The sequence below is a fragment of the Nocardia sp. SSK8 genome (genome assembly GCF_037034205.1).
In the GTDB taxonomy this organism is placed as follows: Bacteria; Actinomycetota; Actinomycetes; order Mycobacteriales; family Mycobacteriaceae; genus Nocardia.
The window spans coordinates 1-18,531 of the sequence record NZ_JBAGKD010000023.1 but is presented as its reverse complement, the minus strand read 5'-3'; the positions used below and the strand labels follow the sequence as shown (position 1 = coordinate 18,531).

Here is an 18,531-nt window from a genome sequence, read left to right as displayed (position 1 = left end):
GCGCGCGAGAGCAGGCTGATGACAGCGACCCTGCCCGCCGGTCTCGAAGTGACCGTGCGTGTTCCCGCGTCCACCGCCAACCTCGGCCCCGGATTCGACTGCCTGGGAATGGCATTGGGCCTCTACGACGAGATCGTGGTGCGCACGACCGAATCGGGCCTCGAGATCCGGGTCGAGGGCGAGGGCGCCGACGACGTTCCCTGGGGCCCAACGCATCTGGTGGTGCGCGCGATCGAGCGCGGGCTGGAGTCGCTGGGCGTGTGGGCCGACGGCCTCGACGTGGTGTGCCGCAATGTCATTCCGCACTCGCGCGGGCTCGGCTCCAGCGCCTCGGCCGTGGTGGGTGGCCTGGCCGCGGGCGCGGGCCTGGCCGCGAAGTTCGACCCCGAGCTGCGGCTGGACGCCGACCGGCTGGTGCAGCTGGCCGCGGAGTTCGAGGGACACCCCGACAACGCGGCGGCCAGCGTGCTCGGCGGAATCGTGGTGTCGTGGACCGAGACCGAGGACGCCGACATCACCCGGTCCTACCGGGCCGTGCGCCTGGACCCGGCCGCCGCCCTGCGCCCGGTGGTGCTGATCCCGCAGGAACGCTCCTCGACCGCGCACACCCGCGGGCTGCTGCCCGAGCTGGTGCCGCACGGGGACGCGGCGTTCAACGTCAGCCGCGCGGCGCTGGCCGTGGTGGCCCTGACCGAGCGTCCCGACCTGCTGATGGCGGCCACCACCGACCGGCTGCACCAGACCCAGCGTGCGCCCGCGCTACCGCTGACCACCGCCTGGATCGAGCGGCTGCGCGCCGCGGGTATCCCGGCCACGGTCTCCGGAGCGGGCCCGACCATCCTCGCGCTGACCACCGCGGATTTCCCCGCTGAGCTGCGCGAACAGGCCGAAGCAGACGGTCTGCGGGTCGTCGAGCCCGGGATCGCGGACGGCGTGGCGATCGCCTGACGGCGTGCCTGCCTTGCCGTTGTTCGCAATGGGCAGCTATTCTGTGCAGGTCCGTACATCGTGCGCATCAGACGCCGGTGCTTCATCAGGGCAATCGCTCCCCTTACCACTTTCCTCTGGTGGCGAAGCCTCCGGTCCGGCGGGGCGGGTAGTACGGCACAGGCGTCCTGCTGGACGCGTAATCCGAGCTCGGCATGTGGTGCCGGGTCTACGGAACGAACCCTCGACTCAGCACACGGCATTCGAGGGAAGGAAAGGACTTCCGTGACAGAAACGGACCTGCTCGCGACACCCGGGGTGGATTCCGACCCTACGAACTCGGGCGGCCGCGAAAGTGAATCCGGACAGATTTCGAAAATGAGCGAACACACCGACGTCGCACGATCGGGGCTGACTGGAATGCTGTTGCCGCAGTTGCGCGCACTGGCGGGGGAGCTCGGTATCCGAGGCACCTCAGGCATGCGTAAGGGCGATCTCATCGCCGCCATCAAGGAGAACCAGGCCGGCGCGCCGGCGAAGTCCGAGGCTCCGGCCAAGGCCGAGGCGCCCGCCAAGAGCGAGGCCCCCGCCAAGAGCGCCGCCAAGACCTCGGCCGCCAAGTCGGAGCGCCCCGCGCGTGCCGAGAAGGCCGCGCCCGCCGAGAAGTCGGCCGCCGCGGTCGAGGCCGCGCAGGCTCCGGCCGAGCAGCCCAAGACCGAGCAGCCCAAGCAGGTCGAGGCCGAGGCCAAGACCGAGCAGGCCAAGAGCGAGGCGCCCGCCGAATCCGGCGACGACACCGCGCGCGAGGGCGGCCAGCGTGGCCGTGGCAGGCAGCGTCGTGGTCGTGACCAGGCACGTTCCGGTGGTGGCGAGAACGCCGCGGCCGAGAACCGGGGCGAGGAGACCAAGCAGGCCGACAAGGCCGACAAGCCCGAGGGCGGCGAGCAGGGCGAGCGCCGTCGTGAGCGCGGCGACCGCCAGGGCGGCAACCAGAACCAGAACCAGAACGGCAATCGCGGCTCCCGCGACGACCGTGGCGGGGACGACGAGGAAGGCGGCCGGGGCCGCCGGGGCCGCCGGTTCCGCGAGCGTCGTCGTGGTCGCGACCGCGACGGTGGCGCCGGTGGTGGCGGCGAGGCCCGCGACTTCGAGATCCGCGAGGACGACGTCCTGCAGCCGGTCGCGGGCATCCTCGACGTCCTCGACAACTACGCGTTCGTGCGCACCTCCGGCTACCTGGCCGGACCGAACGACGTGTACGTCTCGATGAACCTGGTCCGCAAGAACGGCCTGCGCCGCGGTGACGCGATCACCGGTGCGGTGCGCGCCCCGCGCGACGGCGAGCAGAGCAACCAGCGCCAGAAGTTCGACCCGCTGGTGCGACTGGACACGGTCAACGGTGGCGAGGTGGACGCGGCCAAGCGCCGCCCCGACTTCACCAAGCTCACCCCGCTGTACCCGAACCAGCGGCTGCGCCTGGAGACCACGCCCAACAAGCTGAGCACCCGCGTGATCGACCTGATCATGCCGATCGGCAAGGGTCAGCGCGCGCTGATCGTCTCCCCGCCCAAGGCGGGTAAGACGACGGTCGTCCAGGACATCGCCAACGCGATCGCGACCAACAACCCCGAGTGCTACCTGATGGTGGTGCTGGTCGACGAGCGTCCCGAAGAAGTCACCGACATGCAGCGTTCGGTGCGCGGTGAGGTCATCGCCTCCACCTTCGACCGGCCGCCCGCCGACCACACCTCGGTCGCCGAGCTCGCCATCGAGCGGGCCAAGCGCCTGGTGGAGATGGGCAAAGACGTTGTGGTGCTGCTGGATTCGATCACCCGATTGGGTCGCGCGTACAACAACTCCTCGCCCGCCTCCGGCCGCATCCTCTCCGGTGGTGTCGACTCGACCGCGCTGTACCCGCCCAAGCGGTTCCTCGGCGCGGCGCGCAATATCGAGAACGGCGGCTCGCTCACCATCATCGCGACCGCGCTGGTGGAAACCGGGTCCACCGGTGACACGGTGATCTTCGAGGAGTTCAAGGGCACCGGCAACGCCGAGCTCAAGCTCGACCGCAAGATCGCCGAGCGCCGGGTGTTCCCCGCGGTCGACGTCAACCTGTCGAGTACCCGCAAGGACGAGCTGCTCATGTCCCCGGACGAGGCCGCGGTGCTGCACAAGCTGCGCCGGGTGCTCTCCGGCCTGGACTCGCATCAGGCCATCGATCTGCTGATCGACCGCCTGAAGAAGTCCAAGAACAACCTGGAATTCCTGATGCAGGTCTCCAAGACCGCACCGGGCGCTCTGGACGAGTGACGAGAAGGCCCCGCTCCGGCGGGGCCTTTTCCGTTCCCGGAACAAATCGGTGGTCGGGGGTGTTTTCGGAGGCAGTGACCAGATCTGGCATACTGGTTCGCTGTGTGTCTGCGCGTTCGCAGACATCCCGCCTAGTCGGTTCCGGTTCACGTATCCCGCGCTCCAGCGGTGTACGACCCGGCGACCATTATCGAGAGGACGCCCATGAAGGCAGGAATCCACCCCACGTATGTCGACACCACCGTCGTGTGTGGTTGCGGCAACACCTTCCAGACTCGCTCCACCAAGGAGTCCGGCCAGATCACCGTCGAGGTCTGCTCGCAGTGCCACCCGTTCTACACCGGCAAGCAGAAGATCCTCGACACCGGCGGTCGCGTCGCTCGCTTCGAGGCGCGCTACGGCAAGCGTGCAGGCAAGAAGGCCGACGCCTCCTAGTTGCCTCTTCCGACGCCCGGTTCTGCTCAGCAGGCCGGGCGTCGGTGGTTTCTGTTCCCGCTCCTCGCTTCGCACTCTTCCGAAGGAACTCTCACCGTGACGCAGCCGTCCGCCATCGACGACATTCTCGCCGAGTACCAGGGCCTGGAGACGCAGCTGGCCGATCCGTCGTTGCACAACGACGCGGGCGCCGCGCGCCGGGTGGGGAAGCGCTTCGCCGAGCTGGCCCCGGTGATGAGCACCTACCGCAAGCTCGAGACGGTGCGCGACGATCTCGAGGCCGCCCGCGAGCTGGCCGCCGACGATTCCGCCTTCGCCGCCGAGGTGCCCGGGCTGGAGTCCCAGCTGGTGGAGCTGGAGCAGACGCTGGCCGACCTGCTGGCCCCGCGCGACCCGCACGACGGCGACGACGTGGTGCTCGAGGTGAAGTCCGGCGAGGGTGGCGAGGAATCGGCGCTGTTCGCCGCCGACCTGGCCCGGATGTACATCCGCTACGCCGAACGCCACGGCTGGAAGGTGGAGACGCTCGACGTCACCTATTCCGACCTGGGCGGCTACAAGGACGCGACGCTGTCGATCAAGAGCCGCGACGCCGCCCGCGACGGCGTGTGGTCGCGCTTCAAGTTCGAAGGTGGCGTGCACCGGGTGCAGCGCGTGCCGGTGACCGAGTCGCAGGGCCGCATCCACACTTCCGCGGCGGGCGTGCTGATCTACCCCGAGCCCGACGAGGTCGAGCAGGTGCAGATCGACGAGACCGACCTGCGCATCGACGTCTACCGGTCCTCCGGCAAGGGTGGCCAGGGCGTCAACACCACCGACTCCGCGGTCCGCATCACCCACCTGCCCTCCGGCATCGTGGTGACCTGCCAGAACGAGCGCTCGCAGCTGCAGAACAAGGCGCGCGCCATGCAGGTGCTGGCGGCCCGGTTGCAGGCGCTGGCCGAGGAGCAGGCCGAGCAGGAGGCCGCCGCCGGGCGCGCGAGCCAGATCCGCACGGTCGACCGCTCCGAACGCATCCGCACCTACAACTTCCCGGAGAACCGGATCGCCGATCACCGCATCGGCTTCAAGGCCCACAACCTCGACGCTGTCCTCGACGGCGACATGGACGCGCTGCTGGACGCGCTCGGCAAGGCCGACCGCGACGCGCGCATGGCCGCCGAGTAGGAGCGAGACCGAGGAGAGGGTGGCGAGCATGCCGGATGACGCGACGACCGAACGTCCGCGCCTGCGTCCCCTGATCGTCGCGGCGGCCGAACGGCTGGCGGCGGCGGGGGTGGGCTCGCCGCTGCCCGACGCGGAGTCCCTCGCGGCGCACGTCCTGGGCACCGACCGGATGCGCCTGGCGATGGTGCCCATGGTCGAGCAGGACCAGGCCGACCGCTTCGAACAGCTCGTCGCCCAGCGGGCCGCGCGAATCCCGTTGCAGCACTTGACCGGAACCGCCGCCATGGGCGAGATCGAGCTGGCCGTCGGCCCCGGGGTCTTCGTGCCGCGCCCGGAGACCGAGCTGCTGTTCGCCTGGGCACTGGCCCAGCTCGAGACGCTGCCGCACGATCACCAGCCGGTGGTGGTCGACCTGTGCACCGGAACCGGCGCCCTGGCGCTTGCCCTCGCGCACGCCCGCCCCGACGCCACCGTGCACGCCGTCGAACTCGAACCCGAGGCCCTGAGCTGGGCTCGCCGCAATGCCGACACCCGCATCGCCGACGGCGACACCCCCATCACCCTGTACGCCGATGACGTCACCGACCCGGACCTGCTCGCCGACCTGTCCGGCCGCGTCGACCTGCTGGTCTCGAACCCGCCCTACATCCCCGACGGCGCCGTCCTGGACCCCGAGGTCGCCGACCACGACCCGCACCGCGCCCTGTTCGGCGGCCCGGACGGCCTCGACGTCATCCGCGCGATGGTCCCCACCATCGCCCGCCTGCTGCGTCCCGGCGGTGCCACCGGCATCGAACACGACGACACCAACGGCGCGGGCGTCGCGACCCTGCTGCGCGCGCACGATTTCACCGCCGTCGCCGAGCATCCCGACCTGGCGGGCAAGCCCCGCTTCGTCGTCGCCACGCGGCCCGGCAAACTCTGAGCGTCGGCCGAACCCGGTGGTCATCCGGCCGCCCGGTGCGCGCGTATTTCCCGAGCGCCATCCGAGCCACCTTCGCGCGCCGGAACACCGGTCATCCGGCGGGTTCGCGCAAAAGTCCCCGGCTCCAGCACCCCGAGCCCGGCAGCTAAACTCTCCCGCGCACCCAACGACCGGAAAAAATTCCCGGAGAGGCGGAACACCATGAGCGTCTTCGACTGTGCGGATGCGGGGTCTCGGACTGCGGGGATCGCGGCCGCGACCAGCTCGCTCAAGTCCGGACGGCTCGTCGTGATGCCGACCGACACCGTGTACGGCCTGGCCGCCGACGCGTTCGACTCCTCGGCCGTCGCCGACCTGCTGGCCGCCAAGCGGCGCGGGCGCGACATGCCGGTTCCGGTGCTCGTCGGGTCCTGGCACACCATCGACGGCCTGGTGTTCTCGGTGCGCCCGCAGGCCCGTGACCTGATCCGCGCCTTCTGGCCGGGTGCGCTGAGCCTGGTGGTGCAGGCCGCCCCGTCGCTGGCCTGGGACCTGGGTGACACCCGGGGCACAGTGATGCTGCGCATGCCGCTGCACCCGGTCGCGCTGGAGTTGCTGCGCGAGGTCGGCCCGCTGGCGGTGTCGAGCGCGAACGTCTCGGGGCAGCCGCCCGCCAGCACGGTCGAGCAGGCGCGCGAGCAGCTCGGCTCGCTGGCCAGCGTGTACCTCGACGGCGGCCCGGCCACCCACGCCGTGCCCTCCACCATCGTCGACCTGACCGCCGACCAGCCGCGGGTGCTGCGCGAGGGCGCGGTGCCGATCACCGAGATCGCCGAAGTGCTCGGGATGCAGCCCGAGGCGTTGACCAGCCCGGCGCAACGGTGATCGCCGGCCCGCGATGAGCTCTGTTGTTCCGCTGCGTGAGCTGCTGCTCGTGCTGCTCGTCTCGGCGACGGTGACCTTTCTGGCCACCGGCGGTGTCCGCGTTCTAGCCATCGGTTTCGGCGCCGTCGCGGTGCCGCGTGAGCGTGATGTGCACGTGAAACCGATACCGCGGATGGGTGGCCTCGGCATGTATATCGGGGTGGTGGCCGCGATACTCTTCGCGCATCAGCTACCTGCGCTGCGTCTCGGCTTCGACTACGCGCCGCCCGACATCCCAGCGGTGCTCGTGGCCGCGACGATTATCGTGGTGGTGGGCATCATCGACGATCGGTGGGGTCTGGACGCGCTGACGAAGTTCGTCGGGCAGGTGACTGCCGCCGGTGTCATGGCTGTCATGGGATTGAGCTGGTACGTGATCTATGACCCGTTCAACGACAGTACCGTGGTGCTCGATACGTTGCTCGGCGGCCTGGTGACCGTCGGCATCACCGTCACCCTCGTCAACGCGATGAATTTCGTGGACGGACTCGACGGCCTGGCCGCCGGGCTCGGTTTGATCTGCGCGGTGGCGGTTTTCGCGTTCTCCATCGGTTTGCTCTACGACCAGGGCGGCTCGGTGGACACCTATCCGCCCGCGTTGCTGGCCGCCGCGCTGGCCGGTGCCTGCCTCGGATTTCTTCCGCACAATTTCTCACCGGCCCGAATATTCATGGGCGACACCGGCTCGATGATGATCGGTTTGATGCTGGCGGCGGTATCCACCGGCGCCTCCGGCCGAATTCCGCTGCAGGGCTACGGCCCGCGCGACATTGTGGGTTTGCTCTCGCCGCTGTTGCTGGTCGGCGCGGTGATGTTCATTCCGGTGCTCGATCTTCTGCTCGCGATCGTGCGCCGGGTGCGCGCCGGCGTGAGTTTCTCCACACCGGACAAAATGCATCTTCATCACCGATTGCTGCAGATCGGACATTCTCAGCGCCGCGTGGTTCTGCTGATCTATTTGTGGGTCGGCGTGCTGGCCTTCGGCGCGGTGGGTACCTCACTGATGGACCGGCGGCTGGTGGTGTTGCTGGTGGCGGGCGGATTGGTGTTCGCGCTGGTAGTGACCGCGATCCCGTCCATGCGCCGGGTGGAGTCGGCCAACCGGTGAGCCGCGGCCGCAAGGTAAAGTGCGGGCCGTGAGCTTTACACCGGAAACCGTGCCCGGCCCCGACGCCCCGCTGCGCGCCGCGCTGCGCTACGGCCTGATCGGCCTGGGCGTCCTCGTGGTCGCCTCGGTGGTGATCGCCACCCTCGTGGCCGGGACGCCCGGCCTCTGGGGCGCCCTGCTGGGCTCCGCGATCGGCGGTGGGTTCATCCTCACCACCGTGGTCGCGGTGCTGCTCGGCAGCAAGCTGCCGCCGAGTACGGCGGGCCTGGTCATGCTGGTCAGCTGGGTCGGCAAGCTGCTGGTGGCGCTGGTCGTGGTCGGCATCCTGAACCAGTTCGACTTCTACAGCAGGCCCGCGCTGTTCTTCACCGTGGTGGGCGCGCTGCTGGTGGTCCTGGGCGCGGAGACGTATGGCGTTGTGAGCGTGAAGGTTCCGTATGTCACGACACGCGCGGGAGACGACGAAACGGCTTCCGAGCAGGAATAATCCCACCCAGCTACACAACGTCGTAGATAGCTTGGTAAAGTGTTGGTAAGCAAGCACCCAAGCTGGAGGCGCCGCCCGGGAGGACTCGGGGCATCGCCTCGGGTTACCAGGGGGGATCGCCCAGATCCTGCCCGGTGCCGCTATGCTTACTGCCGATCCGGGTGGAATGTGCCCGGTTGAAGCATGTCGACGATGTCGCCGACGCCCGAACAGCAGCGATATGGGTTACACCGTATGAGCAGCTGTCGAATTTCGAGCCGACCAGAGTCGACCCCATTGATCGTCAATGTCCGATCGAACCGCGGGAATGACCGTCGTACCCGCGGCCCGAACACGGGAGAGAACGCTGAGCGTCATCACTTTGGCGGCGGGCGAGTTCCACGCGCCATCGCTGTCCGACTTCTTCCCTCCAGCAGTGCTGTTCGAGGGTACGCCGTTCGAACTCGATCGCCTGATGCTGATCCGGCTGCTGATGACCGCCGTTGTGGTGATCGTCTTCGCGCTGGCTTTCCGCTCGCCGAAGATCGTCCCGCGCGGCCTGCAGAACGTGATGGAAACCGCCGTGGTTTTCGTCAAGGAGCAGATCTGCGACGAGGTCCTCGGCAAGGAAACCGGTAAGAGGTTCTTCCCGCTGATCGCGACGATCTTCTTCACGGTGCTGTTCCTGAACTTCTCCAGTGTGGTGCCGTTCCTGAACATCTCCTCGAACGCGCGCGTCGGCATGCCGCTGGTGCTCGCGGCGATCGCCTATATCGCGTTCAACTACGTCGGTATCCGCAAGTACGGCTTCTTCAAGTACGTGCGCTCGTCCATCGTGGTTCCCGATGTGCCGCCGGCCCTGCACCTGCTGCTGATCCCGATCGAGTTCGTCTCGACCTTCATCCTGCGGCCCTTCACGCTCACCGTGCGACTCATGGCCAACATGCTCGCGGGCCACATCATGCTGGTGCTGTTCTTCAGCGCCACCTGGTTCTTCCTCTTCGATGCCACCGCGTGGATGAAGGTCTTCTCGCCCTTCTCACTGCTCGCGGGCATCGGCTTCACGCTGTTCGAACTGTTGGTCATCTTCCTGCAGGCGTACGTGTTCGCCCTGCTGACCGCGGTGTACATCAGCCTCGCTCAGCACGCTGCCGACCACTGACCTGTCTCCACACCAGTACTGCCAAACCTGCTACACACGCCGACCGGCGGGTGAGCAACAGAAAGGGAAAGAAGACTCATGAGCCTCGCTTACCTGGCCCAGGAAGCCGCGAACACCGAGAGCACCTTCAAGGGCTTCGGCGCCATCGGCTACGGTCTCGCCGCGATCGGCCCCGGCATCGGCGTGGGTATCGTCGTCGGTAAGGCCATCGAGGGCTTCTCGCGTCAGCCCGAGCTGGCCGGCCAGATCCGTACCAACATGTTCCTCGGTATCGCGTTCACCGAGGCCCTGGCGCTGATCGGCCTCGTCGCCGGCTTCATCTTCTGATTCCGATGCGCGAACTCATCACGCTCGCTGCCGAAGGGGGAGAGGATGTGAATCCTCTCATCCCCGAAACGTACGACATCGTCTGGTCGATCGTCTGCGTCGCCATCATCGGTCTGCTGTTCTGGAAGTACGTGATCCCGCGTGTGACCAAGACCCTCGATGAGCGTGCCGACAAGATCGAAGGCGGTATCGCCAGGGCCGAAGCCGCCCAGGAAGAAGCACAGCAGACGCTGCAGCAGTACCAGCAGCAGCTGGCCGACGCCCGGCTCGAGGCCGCGAAAATCCGCGAGGATGCTCGCACCCAGGGTCAGCAGATCCTCGCGCAGATGCGCACGGATGCCCAGGCCGAAAGCGACCGTATCGTCGCCGCCGGTCACTCCCAGCTGGAAGCCCAGCGCCAGCAGATCCTGACCGAGCTGCGTTCCGAGGTCGGCCGTACGGCCGTCGACCTGGCCGAGAAGATCATCGGTCAGTCGGTCTCGGACGAGGCCAAGCAGGCGGCGTCGATCGACAAGTTCCTCAGCGAACTCGACGACACCGACGCCATCGGGGTCGGAAGGTAACGACGCGAAAGTGAGAAGCATGTACGCAGCGAGCCGCGAGGCCAGCTCCCGGTCCCGGGAGGCGCTTCGGGCCGCTCTGACCGGAAGCGAAACTGTTGCGGCCACGACGGGGTCGGAACTGTTCGCCGTTGTCGCCGTGCTGGACGACCAGCGTTCGCTGCGTGTGGCGCTCGCGGACGTGTCGGTGCCGGGTTCGGCGCGCGCTGAACTCAGTGAGCGGATCTTCGGCGGCAAGGTCAGCGCTGCCACGCAGGCAGTGCTGACCACCGCGGTGGCGCAGAACTGGTCGCGCACCCGTGATCTGGTCGACACCCTGGTACTGCTCGGGCAGGAGGCGCTGCTGGAATCGGCCGCCGACGCGGGCAGGCTGGACGCGGTGGAGGACGAGCTGTTCCGGCTCGGCCGCATCATCGCCGACAACCCGCAGCTGGAGCAGGCCCTGTCCGATCAGAGCCAGCCCGCCTCGGCGCGGCGCGACCTGATCACCCGGCTGCTGACCGGCAAGGCCGAGCCGATCACCCTGACGCTGGCCGAGCAGGCGGTCACCCGGCTGCGGACCAACAACATCGGCGTCGCCTTCGGCGCCCTGTCCGATCTGGCGGCGGCCCGTCGTGACCAGATCGTCGCCCACGCGCACGCCGCGGTCGAGCTGACCGATCAGCAGAAGGGCAAGCTCGCCGCTTCCCTGCAGCGGATCTACGGCAAGGCGGTCACCGTGCACGTGCAGGTCGACCCGACGCTGCTGAGCGGCGTCGTCGTGCGCGTCGGAGACGACGTCATCGACGGCAGCGCCACCGGCCGACTGGAGAAGCTGCGCCGGGCACTGTCCTAGCCAGCAGCTCAACTCCAACCCCCGACATTCGAGACCACAGCGAGAGCAGGAACAACATGGCGGAGCTGACGATCTCCTCCGACGAGATCCGTAGCGCGATCGAGAGCTACACCCAGAGCTACACCCCGGAAACCTCCATCGAAGAAGTCGGCACCGTGACCGACACCGGTGACGGCATCGCGCACGTCAGCGGTCTGCCTTCGGCGATGGCCAACGAGCTGCTCGAGTTCCCGGGCGGCGTCCTGGGCGTCGCGCTGAACCTCGAGGACACCGAGATCGGTGCCGTCATCCTCGGCGAGTACGCCTCGCTGGAAGAGGGCCAGCAGGTCCGTCGCACCGGCGACGTGCTGTCGGTTCCCGTCGGCGACAAGTTCCTCGGTCGCGTCGTCAACCCGCTCGGCCAGCCGATCGACGGCCTGGGCGAGATCGAGGCCGACGACCGCCGCGTGCTCGAGCTGCAGGCCGCGACCGTGCTGGAGCGTCAGCCGGTCGAGGAGCCGCTGGCCACCGGTATCACCGCGATCGACGCGCTGACCGCCATCGGCCGCGGCCAGCGTCAGCTGATCATCGGCGACCGCAAGACCGGCAAGACCGCCGTCGCCGTCGACGCGATCCTGAACCAGAAGGCGAACTGGGAGACCGGCGACCCGACCAAGCAGGTCCGCTGCATCTACGTCGCGATCGGCCAGAAGGGCTCCACCATCGCGGGCGTCAAGACCGCGCTCGAGGAGCACGGCGCGATGGAGTACACCACCATCGTCGCGGCCCCGGCCTCCGACTCCGCCGGCTTCAAGTGGCTGGCCCCCTACACCGGTTCGGCCATCGGCCAGCACTGGATGTACCAGGGCAAGCACGTCCTGATCGTGTTCGACGACCTGACCAAGCAGGCCGAGGCCTACCGCGCCATCTCGCTGCTGCTGCGCCGCCCGCCGGGCCGCGAGGCGTACCCGGGTGACGTCTTCTACCTGCACTCCCGTCTGCTGGAGCGTTGCGCCAAGCTGTCCGACGAGATGGGCGCTGGCTCGATGACCGGTCTGCCGATCATCGAGACCAAGGCCAACGACGTCTCGGCGTTCATCCCGACCAACGTCATCTCCATCACCGACGGCCAGGTCTTCCTCGAGTCCGACCTGTTCAACAAGGGTGTCCGCCCGGCGATCAACGTCGGTACCTCGGTCTCCCGTGTCGGTGGCGCCGCCCAGACCAAGGCCATGAAGAAGGTCGCCGGTTCGCTGCGTCTGGAAATGGCCCAGTACCGCGAGCTGGAGGCGTTCTCCGCCTTCGCCTCCGACCTGGACGCCGCCTCGCTGGCCCAGCTCGAGCGCGGTGCCCGCTGGGTGGAGCTGCTCAAGCAGAACCAGTACTCCCCGGTCGCCGTCGAGGATCAGGTCGTCTCGATCTACCTGGTCGACGCCGGTTACTACGACTCGGTGCCGGTCGGCGACGTGCGTCGCTTCACCGCCGAGCTGCTCGAGTACCTGCACAGCTCGACCCAGTCGTCCTTCGACGCCCTCGAGGGTGGCCGCAAGCCGCTCGACGGTGAGGCCGCCGACGCGATCAAGTCCGAGACCGACAAGTTCAAGCAGGGCTTCCTGGCTTCCGACGGCAGCCGCGTCGTGAACGAGGCCGCCGCGGGCGACCTGGAGCACGAAGAGGTCGAGTCGCTGTCGGTCACCCGCAAGCACGTCGAGAAGTAAGCCGGGTCAGCACTGATGTCGGCAAATTCCGATCTGACGAATGAGGGGAGTGTGACCCGCTAGTGGCTAGTTTGCGCGAATTGCGCTCCCGTATTCGTGGTGTGAATTCGATCAAGAAGATCACCAAGGCCCAGGAACTGATCGCGACCTCGCGAATCTCCAAGGCCCAGGCCAGGGTCGCGGCCGCCAAGCCGTACGCCGAGGAGATCACCAAGGTCCTCGGCGAGCTGGCGAGCGCGTCGAAGAACCTGGCGCACCCGCTGCTCAACGAGCGTCCGAACCCGAAGCGCGCCGCCGTCCTGGTGATCACCAGTGACAGCGGCATGTGCGGTGGCTACAACTCCAACGTGCTCAAGCGCGCCGAGGAGCTCATGACCACCCTGCGTGGCGACGGCAAGGAGCCGGTGCTGTACGTGATGGGCAACAAGGGCCTCACGTACTACAAGTTCCGTAACCGCCCGTTCCAGGCGTCGTGGACCGGCTTCTCGCAGCAGCCGAAGTACACCGATGCGTCGGCCGCGTGCGGCCACCTGGTCGAGGCCTTCATGGCCGGGTCCGACGGCGAGGTCCCCTCGCTCGACGGCACCGGAACCATCGCGGGCGTCGACGAGCTGCACATCGTGTACACCAAGTTCGTCTCGATGCTGACCCAGAACCCGGAGGTGCGCCGCTTGGCGCCGATCCAGGTCAGCTTCGTCGACGAGAAGTTCGATCTCGGCGACGACATGCTGTCGGACTCGCCGAACGTGGTGGCCACGGCGCAGTACGAGTTCGAGCCGGACGCCGATGTGCTGCTGGGCGCACTGCTGCCCAAGTACATCAACACGCGTATCTACTCATCGTTGCTCGAGGCAGCGGCATCCGAGTCCGCGGCTCGGCGCACCGCAATGAAGGCCGCGACCGACAACGCCAACGAGCTGGCCAGTGTGCTCCAGCGCGAGGCGAACTCGGTGCGTCAGGCCCAGATCACGCAGGAAATCAGCGAAATCGTCGGCGGCGTGAACGCGCTGGCGTCGAGCTCGGACCGCGACTAGAAGCGCAGGAAGAGAACCAATCTAATGACCGCAGCTGTCACTCAGGACAACGCAGCCAAGGCGGGCGCAACCGCCGGCCGCGTCGTCCGTGTCATCGGCCCCGTCGTGGACGTCGAGTTCCCGCGTGGCGCCATCCCCGAGCTGTTCAACGCTCTCAACGCCGACATCAAGCTCGCGTCGGTGGCCAAGACCCTGACCCTCGAGGTCGCCCAGCACCTCGGTGACAACATCGTGCGCACCATCTCGATGCAGCCCACCGACGGTCTGGTCCGTGGCGCCACCGTCACCGACTCGGGCAAGCCGATCTCGGTGCCCGTCGGCGACATCGTCAAGGGTCACGTGTTCAACGCCCTCGGCGACTGCCTCGACTCGCCCGGCCTCGGCCGCGACGGCGAGCAGTGGGGCATCCACCGCAAGCCCCCGAGCTTCGACCAGCTCGAGGGTAAGACCGAGATGCTCGAGACCGGTGTCAAGGTCATCGACCTGCTGACCCCGTACGTCAAGGGCGGCAAGATCGGTCTGTTCGGTGGTGCCGGTGTCGGCAAGACCGTGCTCATCCAGGAGATGATCACCCGTATCGCTCGCGAGTTCTCCGGCACCTCGGTGTTCGCGGGCGTCGGTGAGCGTACCCGTGAGGGCACCGACCTCCACCTGGAAATGGAAGAGATGGGCGTCCTCCAGGACACCGCCCTCGTCTTCGGCCAGATGGACGAGCCGCCGGGCACGCGTATGCGCGTGGCCCTGTCCGCGCTGACCATGGCGGAGTACTTCCGCGATGTCCAGCACCAGGACGTGCTGCTGTTCATCGACAACATCTTCCGTTTCACCCAGGCGGGTTCCGAGGTCTCGACCCTGCTGGGTCGTATGCCCTCCGCCGTGGGTTACCAGCCGACGCTGGCGGACGAGATGGGTGAGCTCCAGGAGCGCATCACCTCGACCCGTGGTCGCTCGATCACCTCGCTGCAGGCGATCTACGTCCCCGCCGACGACTACACCGACCCGGCCCCGGCGACCACCTTCGCCCACCTGGACGCGACGACCGAGCTCTCCCGCCCGATCTCGCAGAAGGGCATCTACCCGGCCGTCGACCCGCTGACCTCGACCTCGCGCATCCTCGAGGCCTCGATCGTCGGCGAGCGTCACTTCCGCGTGGCCAACGAGGTGAAGCGGATCCTGCAGAAGTACAAGGAACTGCAGGACATCATCGCCATCCTCGGTATGGACGAGCTCTCCGAAGAGGACAAGGTCCTCGTCGGCCGCGCCCGTCGCCTGGAGAAGTTCCTCGGCCAGAACTTCATCGTGGCCGAGAAGTTCACCGGTCAGCCGGGCTCGGTCGTGCCGCTGGAGCAGACCATCGACGACTTCGATCGCGTCTGCAAGGGCGAGTTCGACCACTTCCCGGAGCAGGCGTTCAACTCCTGCGGTGGTCTCGACGACGTCGAGGCGGCCGCGAAGAAGATCGCCGGAAAGTAGTCATCCATGGCGGAAATGACAGTTGATCTGGTCGCGGTCGAACGGAAGCTCTGGTCCGGCCAGGCCAAGTTCGTCAGCGCGCAGACCACCGAGGGTCAGATCGGCATCATGGCGGGCCATGAGCCGCTGCTCGGTCAGCTCGTCGAGGGCGGCACGGTCAAGATCGTGTCGACCGAGGGTGAGACGATCGTCGCCGCGGTGCACGGCGGCTTCTTCTCGGTGACCGCCGATACCGTGCGGGTGCTGGCCGAGTCCGCGGATCTCGCGGGCGAGGTCGACGTCGAGGAGGCCCGCCGGGTGCTCGCCGACAGCAGCGCCACCGAGGTGGAGCTGCGCATCGCGCAGGGCCAGGTGCGCGCGGTGGAGGCCACCGCGACCGCCTGATCGCACGAGCACTACCCACTGCCGGTGGCGGACTTCGGTCCGCCGCCGGCAGTGCTGTCTCCGCCGGGATCCGCGAACCCGGCGAAGGCAGCCGTTTCCGGCGTGATTGAATGTCGGATGGGGGTGTCTTCTGGCACCGGGTAGAGCGAAAGGGCGTACGGCATTGCAGACCGGGATGGTTCTCCTGATCATTCTGGTGCTGACGCTCGTGTTCGTAGCCGGTGCGTCGACCTATCGCCTGGTCATGCTGCGCCGCGGCGGAACGGCCGCGCTGCTGCGGGTACTGCCCGCGCGTGGCGGCCAGGGCTGGCGGCACGGCCTGATCCGCTACGAGGAGGACCGCCTCGTCTTCTTCAAGCTGACCAGCCTGAAATTCGGCCCGGACAGCACGATCCACCGGCAAGGTCTGGAGATCGTCGAACGGCGCGCGCCACAGGGCGACGAGTTCGACATCATGACCGAGGACCTCGTCGTGGTAGCCGTCACCGACCCGCACAACAGTTTCGAGCTCGCGCTCGACCGCGGATCGATGGCGGCTTTTCTGTCCTGGATGGAGTCGCGGCCCTCGGACCGCGCCCGCCGTACCCGAGGAGGCCCGGCATGAGCGGTCAGCGCCCGGAGGAGGCAGCTCGCGTAACCACGCAGGGCGCCCCATCATGCCGATTGGACACAGCGTGAGCGTGCACCTGACCAAGATCTACACCCGCACCGGCGACGACGGGACCACCGGTCTGAGCGATTTCTCCCGGGTGCCCAAGAACGACCCGCGCCTGATCGCCTACGCCGACTGTGACGAGGCCAATGCCGCGCTCGGCGTCGCGGTGGCCCTGGGCGCCCCGGAACCCGCCGTGCTCGCGGTGCTGCGGCAGATCCAGAACGACCTGTTCGACGCGGGCGCCGACCTATCCACCCCGGTCGTCGCCGAGCCGAAGTACCCGCCGCTGCGGATCACCCAGCCCTATATCGACCGCCTCGAGGCGTGGTGCGACGAATTCAACGACGGTCTGGCACCGCTGAATTCGTTCATCCTGCCCGGCGGCACGCCGCTGGCCGCGCTGTTGCACACCGCGCGCACCGTGGTGCGACGCGCCGAGCGCGCCGCCTGGGCCGCCGTCGAGGCGCATCCCGACGACACCAGCGTGCTGCCAGCCAAGTACCTCAATCGCCTCTCGGACCTGCTGTTCATCCTCAGCCGGGCCACTAATCCCGAGGGTGACGTGCTCTGGCAGCCCGGGGGCGGACGCGAGCGCTGAAAGCGATTCGCCGCCGCCGGGATCGGCCGGTTTGGCGTCGGGGGCGTGTCGTGGTCCAACGGTCGATAAGCTGGCGGGGTGAGCGAACGGTTTCTGGTCTCCGGCGGTAATCAGCTCGTCGGCGAGGTCGCGGTCGGCGGCGCGAAGAACAGCGTGCTGAAGCTGATGGCCGCCGCTTTGCTGGCCGAGGGTACGACCACCATCACCAACTGCCCGGACATCCTCGACGTCCCGCTGATGGCCGATGTGCTGCGTGGTCTCGGCTGCGACGTGACCATCTCCGACGACGAGAGCGGCGACCGCTCGGTCTGCACGATCGTCACCCCGCCCGAGCCCAAGTACCACGCCGACTTCCCGGCGGTCACCCAGTTCCGCGCCTCGGTGTGCGTGCTCGGCCCGCTGATGGCGCGCTGTAAGCGCGCGGTCGTCGCGCTGCCGGGCGGCGACGCCATCGGTTCGCGCCCGCTGGACATGCATCAGCAGGGCCTGCGACTGCTCGGCGCCACCAGCGAGATCGAGCACGGCTGCGTGGTGGCCAAGGCCGACGAGCTGCAGGGCGCGCGCATCCGGCTGGACTTCCCGTCCGTCGGCGCGACCGAGAACATCCTGATGGCCGCGGTGCTGGCCGAGGGCGAGACGGTCATCGACAACGCGGCGCGCGAGCCCGACATCGTCGACCTGTGCCAGATGCTGGTGCAGATGGGCGCGCGGATCGAGGGCGCGGGTTCCTCGGTGCTCACCGTGCAGGGCGTCAAGAGCCTCTCGCCGACCACGCACCGGGTGATCGGCGACCGCATCGTCGCCGCCACCTGGGGGATCGCGGCCGCGATGACCACCGGCGACGTGCGCGTCACCGGGGTGAACCCCAAGCACCTGGCGCTGGTGCTGGACAAGCTGCGCGCCGCGGGCGCACGGATCTCCTACGAGCCCAACGGCTTCCGCGTGATCCAGCCGGAGCGCCCGCGCGCGGTGAACTTCGCGACCCTGCCGTTCCCCGGTTTCCCCACCGACCTGCAGCCGATGGCGATCGGCCTGGCCGCCATCGCCGACGGCACCTCGATGATCACCGAGAACGTCTTCGAGGCGCGCTTCCGCTTCGTCGAGGAGATGATCCGCCTCGGCGCCGACGCCCGCACCGACGGTCACCACGCCGTGGTCCGCGGCATCCCGCGCCTGTCCAGCGCGCCGGTCTGGTCCTCCGACATCCGCGCCGGCGCGGGCCTGGTGCTGGCCGGCCTGGTCGCCGACGGCGTCACCGAGGTGCACGACGTCTTCCATATCGACCGCGGCTATCCCAAGTTCGTCGAGCAGATGCAGGCGCTGGGTGGCCGGGTCGAGCGCGTAGGCGCGCCGAAATAGCCTCCTGACCAGGCGATTTGACTTCACGTTAGTCGCCACGTAACTTTATTCGAGTCAGAGCGCCACGGACTCCCACGGAGTCACGATGAGCGCCTGATTGATCATCTAGCCAGACTCACTCCTTCCGAACTTGCTTCGGTCGGGTTGTCTGCGCTAGGTTGGAACAGTTGCCCTGCGGAAGCCCCTACGAAATGTTGCGGGTGGAA

At 68.0% G+C, this 18,531-nt stretch carries 19 protein-coding genes; all 19 read left to right on the top strand.

Annotated elements, in window-relative coordinates; genetic code table 11:
• The first annotated feature begins 18 nt into the window (after window positions 1–18).
• The 19 genes from thrB (at window position 19) to murA (ending at window position 18,325) form a co-directional block, all read left to right on the top strand.
• On the top strand, window positions 19–948 hold the full coding sequence (gene thrB, locus WA675_RS26735; protein WP_336088110.1) for a homoserine kinase: 930 nt from the start codon (window positions 19–21) through the stop codon (window positions 946–948).
• A 264-nt stretch (window positions 949–1,212) separates the two neighbouring features.
• Entirely contained in the window at window positions 1,213–3,237 is a 2,025-nt protein-coding gene (gene rho / locus WA675_RS26730; RefSeq protein ID WP_442945732.1) for a transcription termination factor Rho, read from the top strand.
• Between the two features lie 204 nt (window positions 3,238–3,441).
• Window positions 3,442–3,672 (top strand): 50S ribosomal protein L31, encoded by a 231-nt coding sequence (gene rpmE / locus WA675_RS26725; RefSeq protein ID WP_022567395.1) that lies wholly within the window; start codon window positions 3,442–3,444, stop codon window positions 3,670–3,672.
• 96 nt (window positions 3,673–3,768) lie between these two features.
• A complete protein-coding gene (prfA, locus tag WA675_RS26720) occupies window positions 3,769–4,839 on the top strand; it encodes a peptide chain release factor 1 (RefSeq protein WP_336088104.1) in 1,071 nt (356 codons plus the stop codon).
• Between the two features lie 28 nt (window positions 4,840–4,867).
• Window positions 4,868–5,764 (top strand): peptide chain release factor N(5)-glutamine methyltransferase, encoded by an 897-nt coding sequence (prmC, locus tag WA675_RS26715; RefSeq protein ID WP_336088102.1) that lies wholly within the window; start codon window positions 4,868–4,870, stop codon window positions 5,762–5,764.
• A 201-nt stretch (window positions 5,765–5,965) separates the two neighbouring features.
• Complete coding sequence (locus WA675_RS26710) at window positions 5,966–6,628, top strand: L-threonylcarbamoyladenylate synthase (protein WP_336088099.1); 663 nt, start codon at window positions 5,966–5,968, stop codon at window positions 6,626–6,628.
• Window positions 6,629–6,641: 13 nt separating this feature from the next.
• Window positions 6,642–7,775, top strand: coding sequence for an MraY family glycosyltransferase (locus tag WA675_RS26705; protein WP_336088097.1), 1,134 nt, complete (start codon window positions 6,642–6,644; stop codon window positions 7,773–7,775).
• A gap of 19 nt (window positions 7,776–7,794) precedes the next feature.
• Window positions 7,795–8,262 carry a hypothetical protein gene (locus WA675_RS26700; protein ID WP_336088096.1) on the top strand — a complete coding sequence of 156 codons (468 nt, stop codon included), beginning with the start codon at window positions 7,795–7,797 and terminating at the stop codon, window positions 8,260–8,262.
• A gap of 286 nt (window positions 8,263–8,548) precedes the next feature.
• Window positions 8,549–9,403 carry a F0F1 ATP synthase subunit A gene (gene atpB, locus WA675_RS26695; protein WP_442945731.1) on the top strand — a complete coding sequence of 285 codons (855 nt, stop codon included), beginning with the start codon at window positions 8,549–8,551 and terminating at the stop codon, window positions 9,401–9,403.
• Window positions 9,404–9,481: 78 nt separating this feature from the next.
• Complete coding sequence (locus tag WA675_RS26690) at window positions 9,482–9,730, top strand: ATP synthase F0 subunit C (RefSeq protein WP_278265169.1); 249 nt, start codon at window positions 9,482–9,484, stop codon at window positions 9,728–9,730.
• 5 nt (window positions 9,731–9,735) lie between these two features.
• Window positions 9,736–10,293 carry a F0F1 ATP synthase subunit B gene (locus WA675_RS26685; protein WP_336088090.1) on the top strand — a complete coding sequence of 186 codons (558 nt, stop codon included), beginning with the start codon at window positions 9,736–9,738 and terminating at the stop codon, window positions 10,291–10,293.
• A 19-nt stretch (window positions 10,294–10,312) separates the two neighbouring features.
• Window positions 10,313–11,125, top strand: a complete 813-nt coding sequence (locus WA675_RS26680) for a F0F1 ATP synthase subunit delta (protein ID WP_336088088.1) — start codon at window positions 10,313–10,315, stop codon at window positions 11,123–11,125.
• A gap of 56 nt (window positions 11,126–11,181) precedes the next feature.
• Window positions 11,182–12,822 (top strand): F0F1 ATP synthase subunit alpha, encoded by a 1,641-nt coding sequence (gene atpA, locus WA675_RS26675; protein WP_336088086.1) that lies wholly within the window; start codon window positions 11,182–11,184, stop codon window positions 12,820–12,822.
• Between the two features lie 62 nt (window positions 12,823–12,884).
• On the top strand, window positions 12,885–13,856 hold the full coding sequence (locus tag WA675_RS26670) for a F0F1 ATP synthase subunit gamma (protein ID WP_336088084.1): 972 nt from the start codon (window positions 12,885–12,887) through the stop codon (window positions 13,854–13,856).
• 24 nt (window positions 13,857–13,880) lie between these two features.
• On the top strand, window positions 13,881–15,329 hold the full coding sequence (gene atpD, locus WA675_RS26665; RefSeq protein WP_336088082.1) for a F0F1 ATP synthase subunit beta: 1,449 nt from the start codon (window positions 13,881–13,883) through the stop codon (window positions 15,327–15,329).
• A 6-nt stretch (window positions 15,330–15,335) separates the two neighbouring features.
• A complete protein-coding gene (locus tag WA675_RS26660; protein ID WP_336088079.1) occupies window positions 15,336–15,713 on the top strand; it encodes a F0F1 ATP synthase subunit epsilon in 378 nt (125 codons plus the stop codon).
• Window positions 15,714–15,888: 175 nt separating this feature from the next.
• Window positions 15,889–16,317 carry a DUF2550 domain-containing protein gene (locus WA675_RS26655; protein WP_336088138.1) on the top strand — a complete coding sequence of 143 codons (429 nt, stop codon included), beginning with the start codon at window positions 15,889–15,891 and terminating at the stop codon, window positions 16,315–16,317.
• A gap of 70 nt (window positions 16,318–16,387) precedes the next feature.
• The gene (locus WA675_RS26650; protein ID WP_278265177.1) at window positions 16,388–16,966 is read left to right on the top strand and encodes a cob(I)yrinic acid a,c-diamide adenosyltransferase; all 579 of its coding nucleotides are present in this window, start codon (window positions 16,388–16,390) and stop codon (window positions 16,964–16,966) included.
• Window positions 16,967–17,044: 78 nt separating this feature from the next.
• Window positions 17,045–18,325 carry a UDP-N-acetylglucosamine 1-carboxyvinyltransferase gene (gene murA, locus WA675_RS26645; protein WP_336088076.1) on the top strand — a complete coding sequence of 427 codons (1,281 nt, stop codon included), beginning with the start codon at window positions 17,045–17,047 and terminating at the stop codon, window positions 18,323–18,325.
• Window positions 18,326–18,531: the final 206 nt, after the last annotated feature.

What these genes read in the sequence shown, in the direction of transcription:
- thrB (WP_336088110.1), top strand. Translation starts at nt 19, where the DNA reads ATGACAGCGACCCTGCCCGCCGGTCTCGAAGTGACCGTGCGTGTTCCC.
- rpmE (WP_022567395.1), top strand. Translation starts at nt 3,442, where the DNA reads ATGAAGGCAGGAATCCACCCCACGTATGTCGACACCACCGTCGTGTGT.
- prmC (WP_336088102.1), top strand. Translation starts at nt 4,868, where the DNA reads ATGCCGGATGACGCGACGACCGAACGTCCGCGCCTGCGTCCCCTGATC.
- WA675_RS26710 (WP_336088099.1), top strand. Translation starts at nt 5,966, where the DNA reads ATGAGCGTCTTCGACTGTGCGGATGCGGGGTCTCGGACTGCGGGGATC.
- WA675_RS26705 (WP_336088097.1), top strand. Translation starts at nt 6,642, where the DNA reads ATGAGCTCTGTTGTTCCGCTGCGTGAGCTGCTGCTCGTGCTGCTCGTC.
- atpB (WP_442945731.1), top strand. Translation starts at nt 8,549, where the DNA reads ATGTCCGATCGAACCGCGGGAATGACCGTCGTACCCGCGGCCCGAACA.
- WA675_RS26690 (WP_278265169.1), top strand. Translation starts at nt 9,482, where the DNA reads ATGAGCCTCGCTTACCTGGCCCAGGAAGCCGCGAACACCGAGAGCACC.
- WA675_RS26685 (WP_336088090.1), top strand. Translation starts at nt 9,736, where the DNA reads ATGCGCGAACTCATCACGCTCGCTGCCGAAGGGGGAGAGGATGTGAAT.
- WA675_RS26680 (WP_336088088.1), top strand. Translation starts at nt 10,313, where the DNA reads ATGTACGCAGCGAGCCGCGAGGCCAGCTCCCGGTCCCGGGAGGCGCTT.
- atpA (WP_336088086.1), top strand. Translation starts at nt 11,182, where the DNA reads ATGGCGGAGCTGACGATCTCCTCCGACGAGATCCGTAGCGCGATCGAG.
- atpD (WP_336088082.1), top strand. Translation starts at nt 13,881, where the DNA reads ATGACCGCAGCTGTCACTCAGGACAACGCAGCCAAGGCGGGCGCAACC.
- WA675_RS26660 (WP_336088079.1), top strand. Translation starts at nt 15,336, where the DNA reads ATGGCGGAAATGACAGTTGATCTGGTCGCGGTCGAACGGAAGCTCTGG.
- WA675_RS26655 (WP_336088138.1), top strand. Translation starts at nt 15,889, where the DNA reads ATGGTTCTCCTGATCATTCTGGTGCTGACGCTCGTGTTCGTAGCCGGT.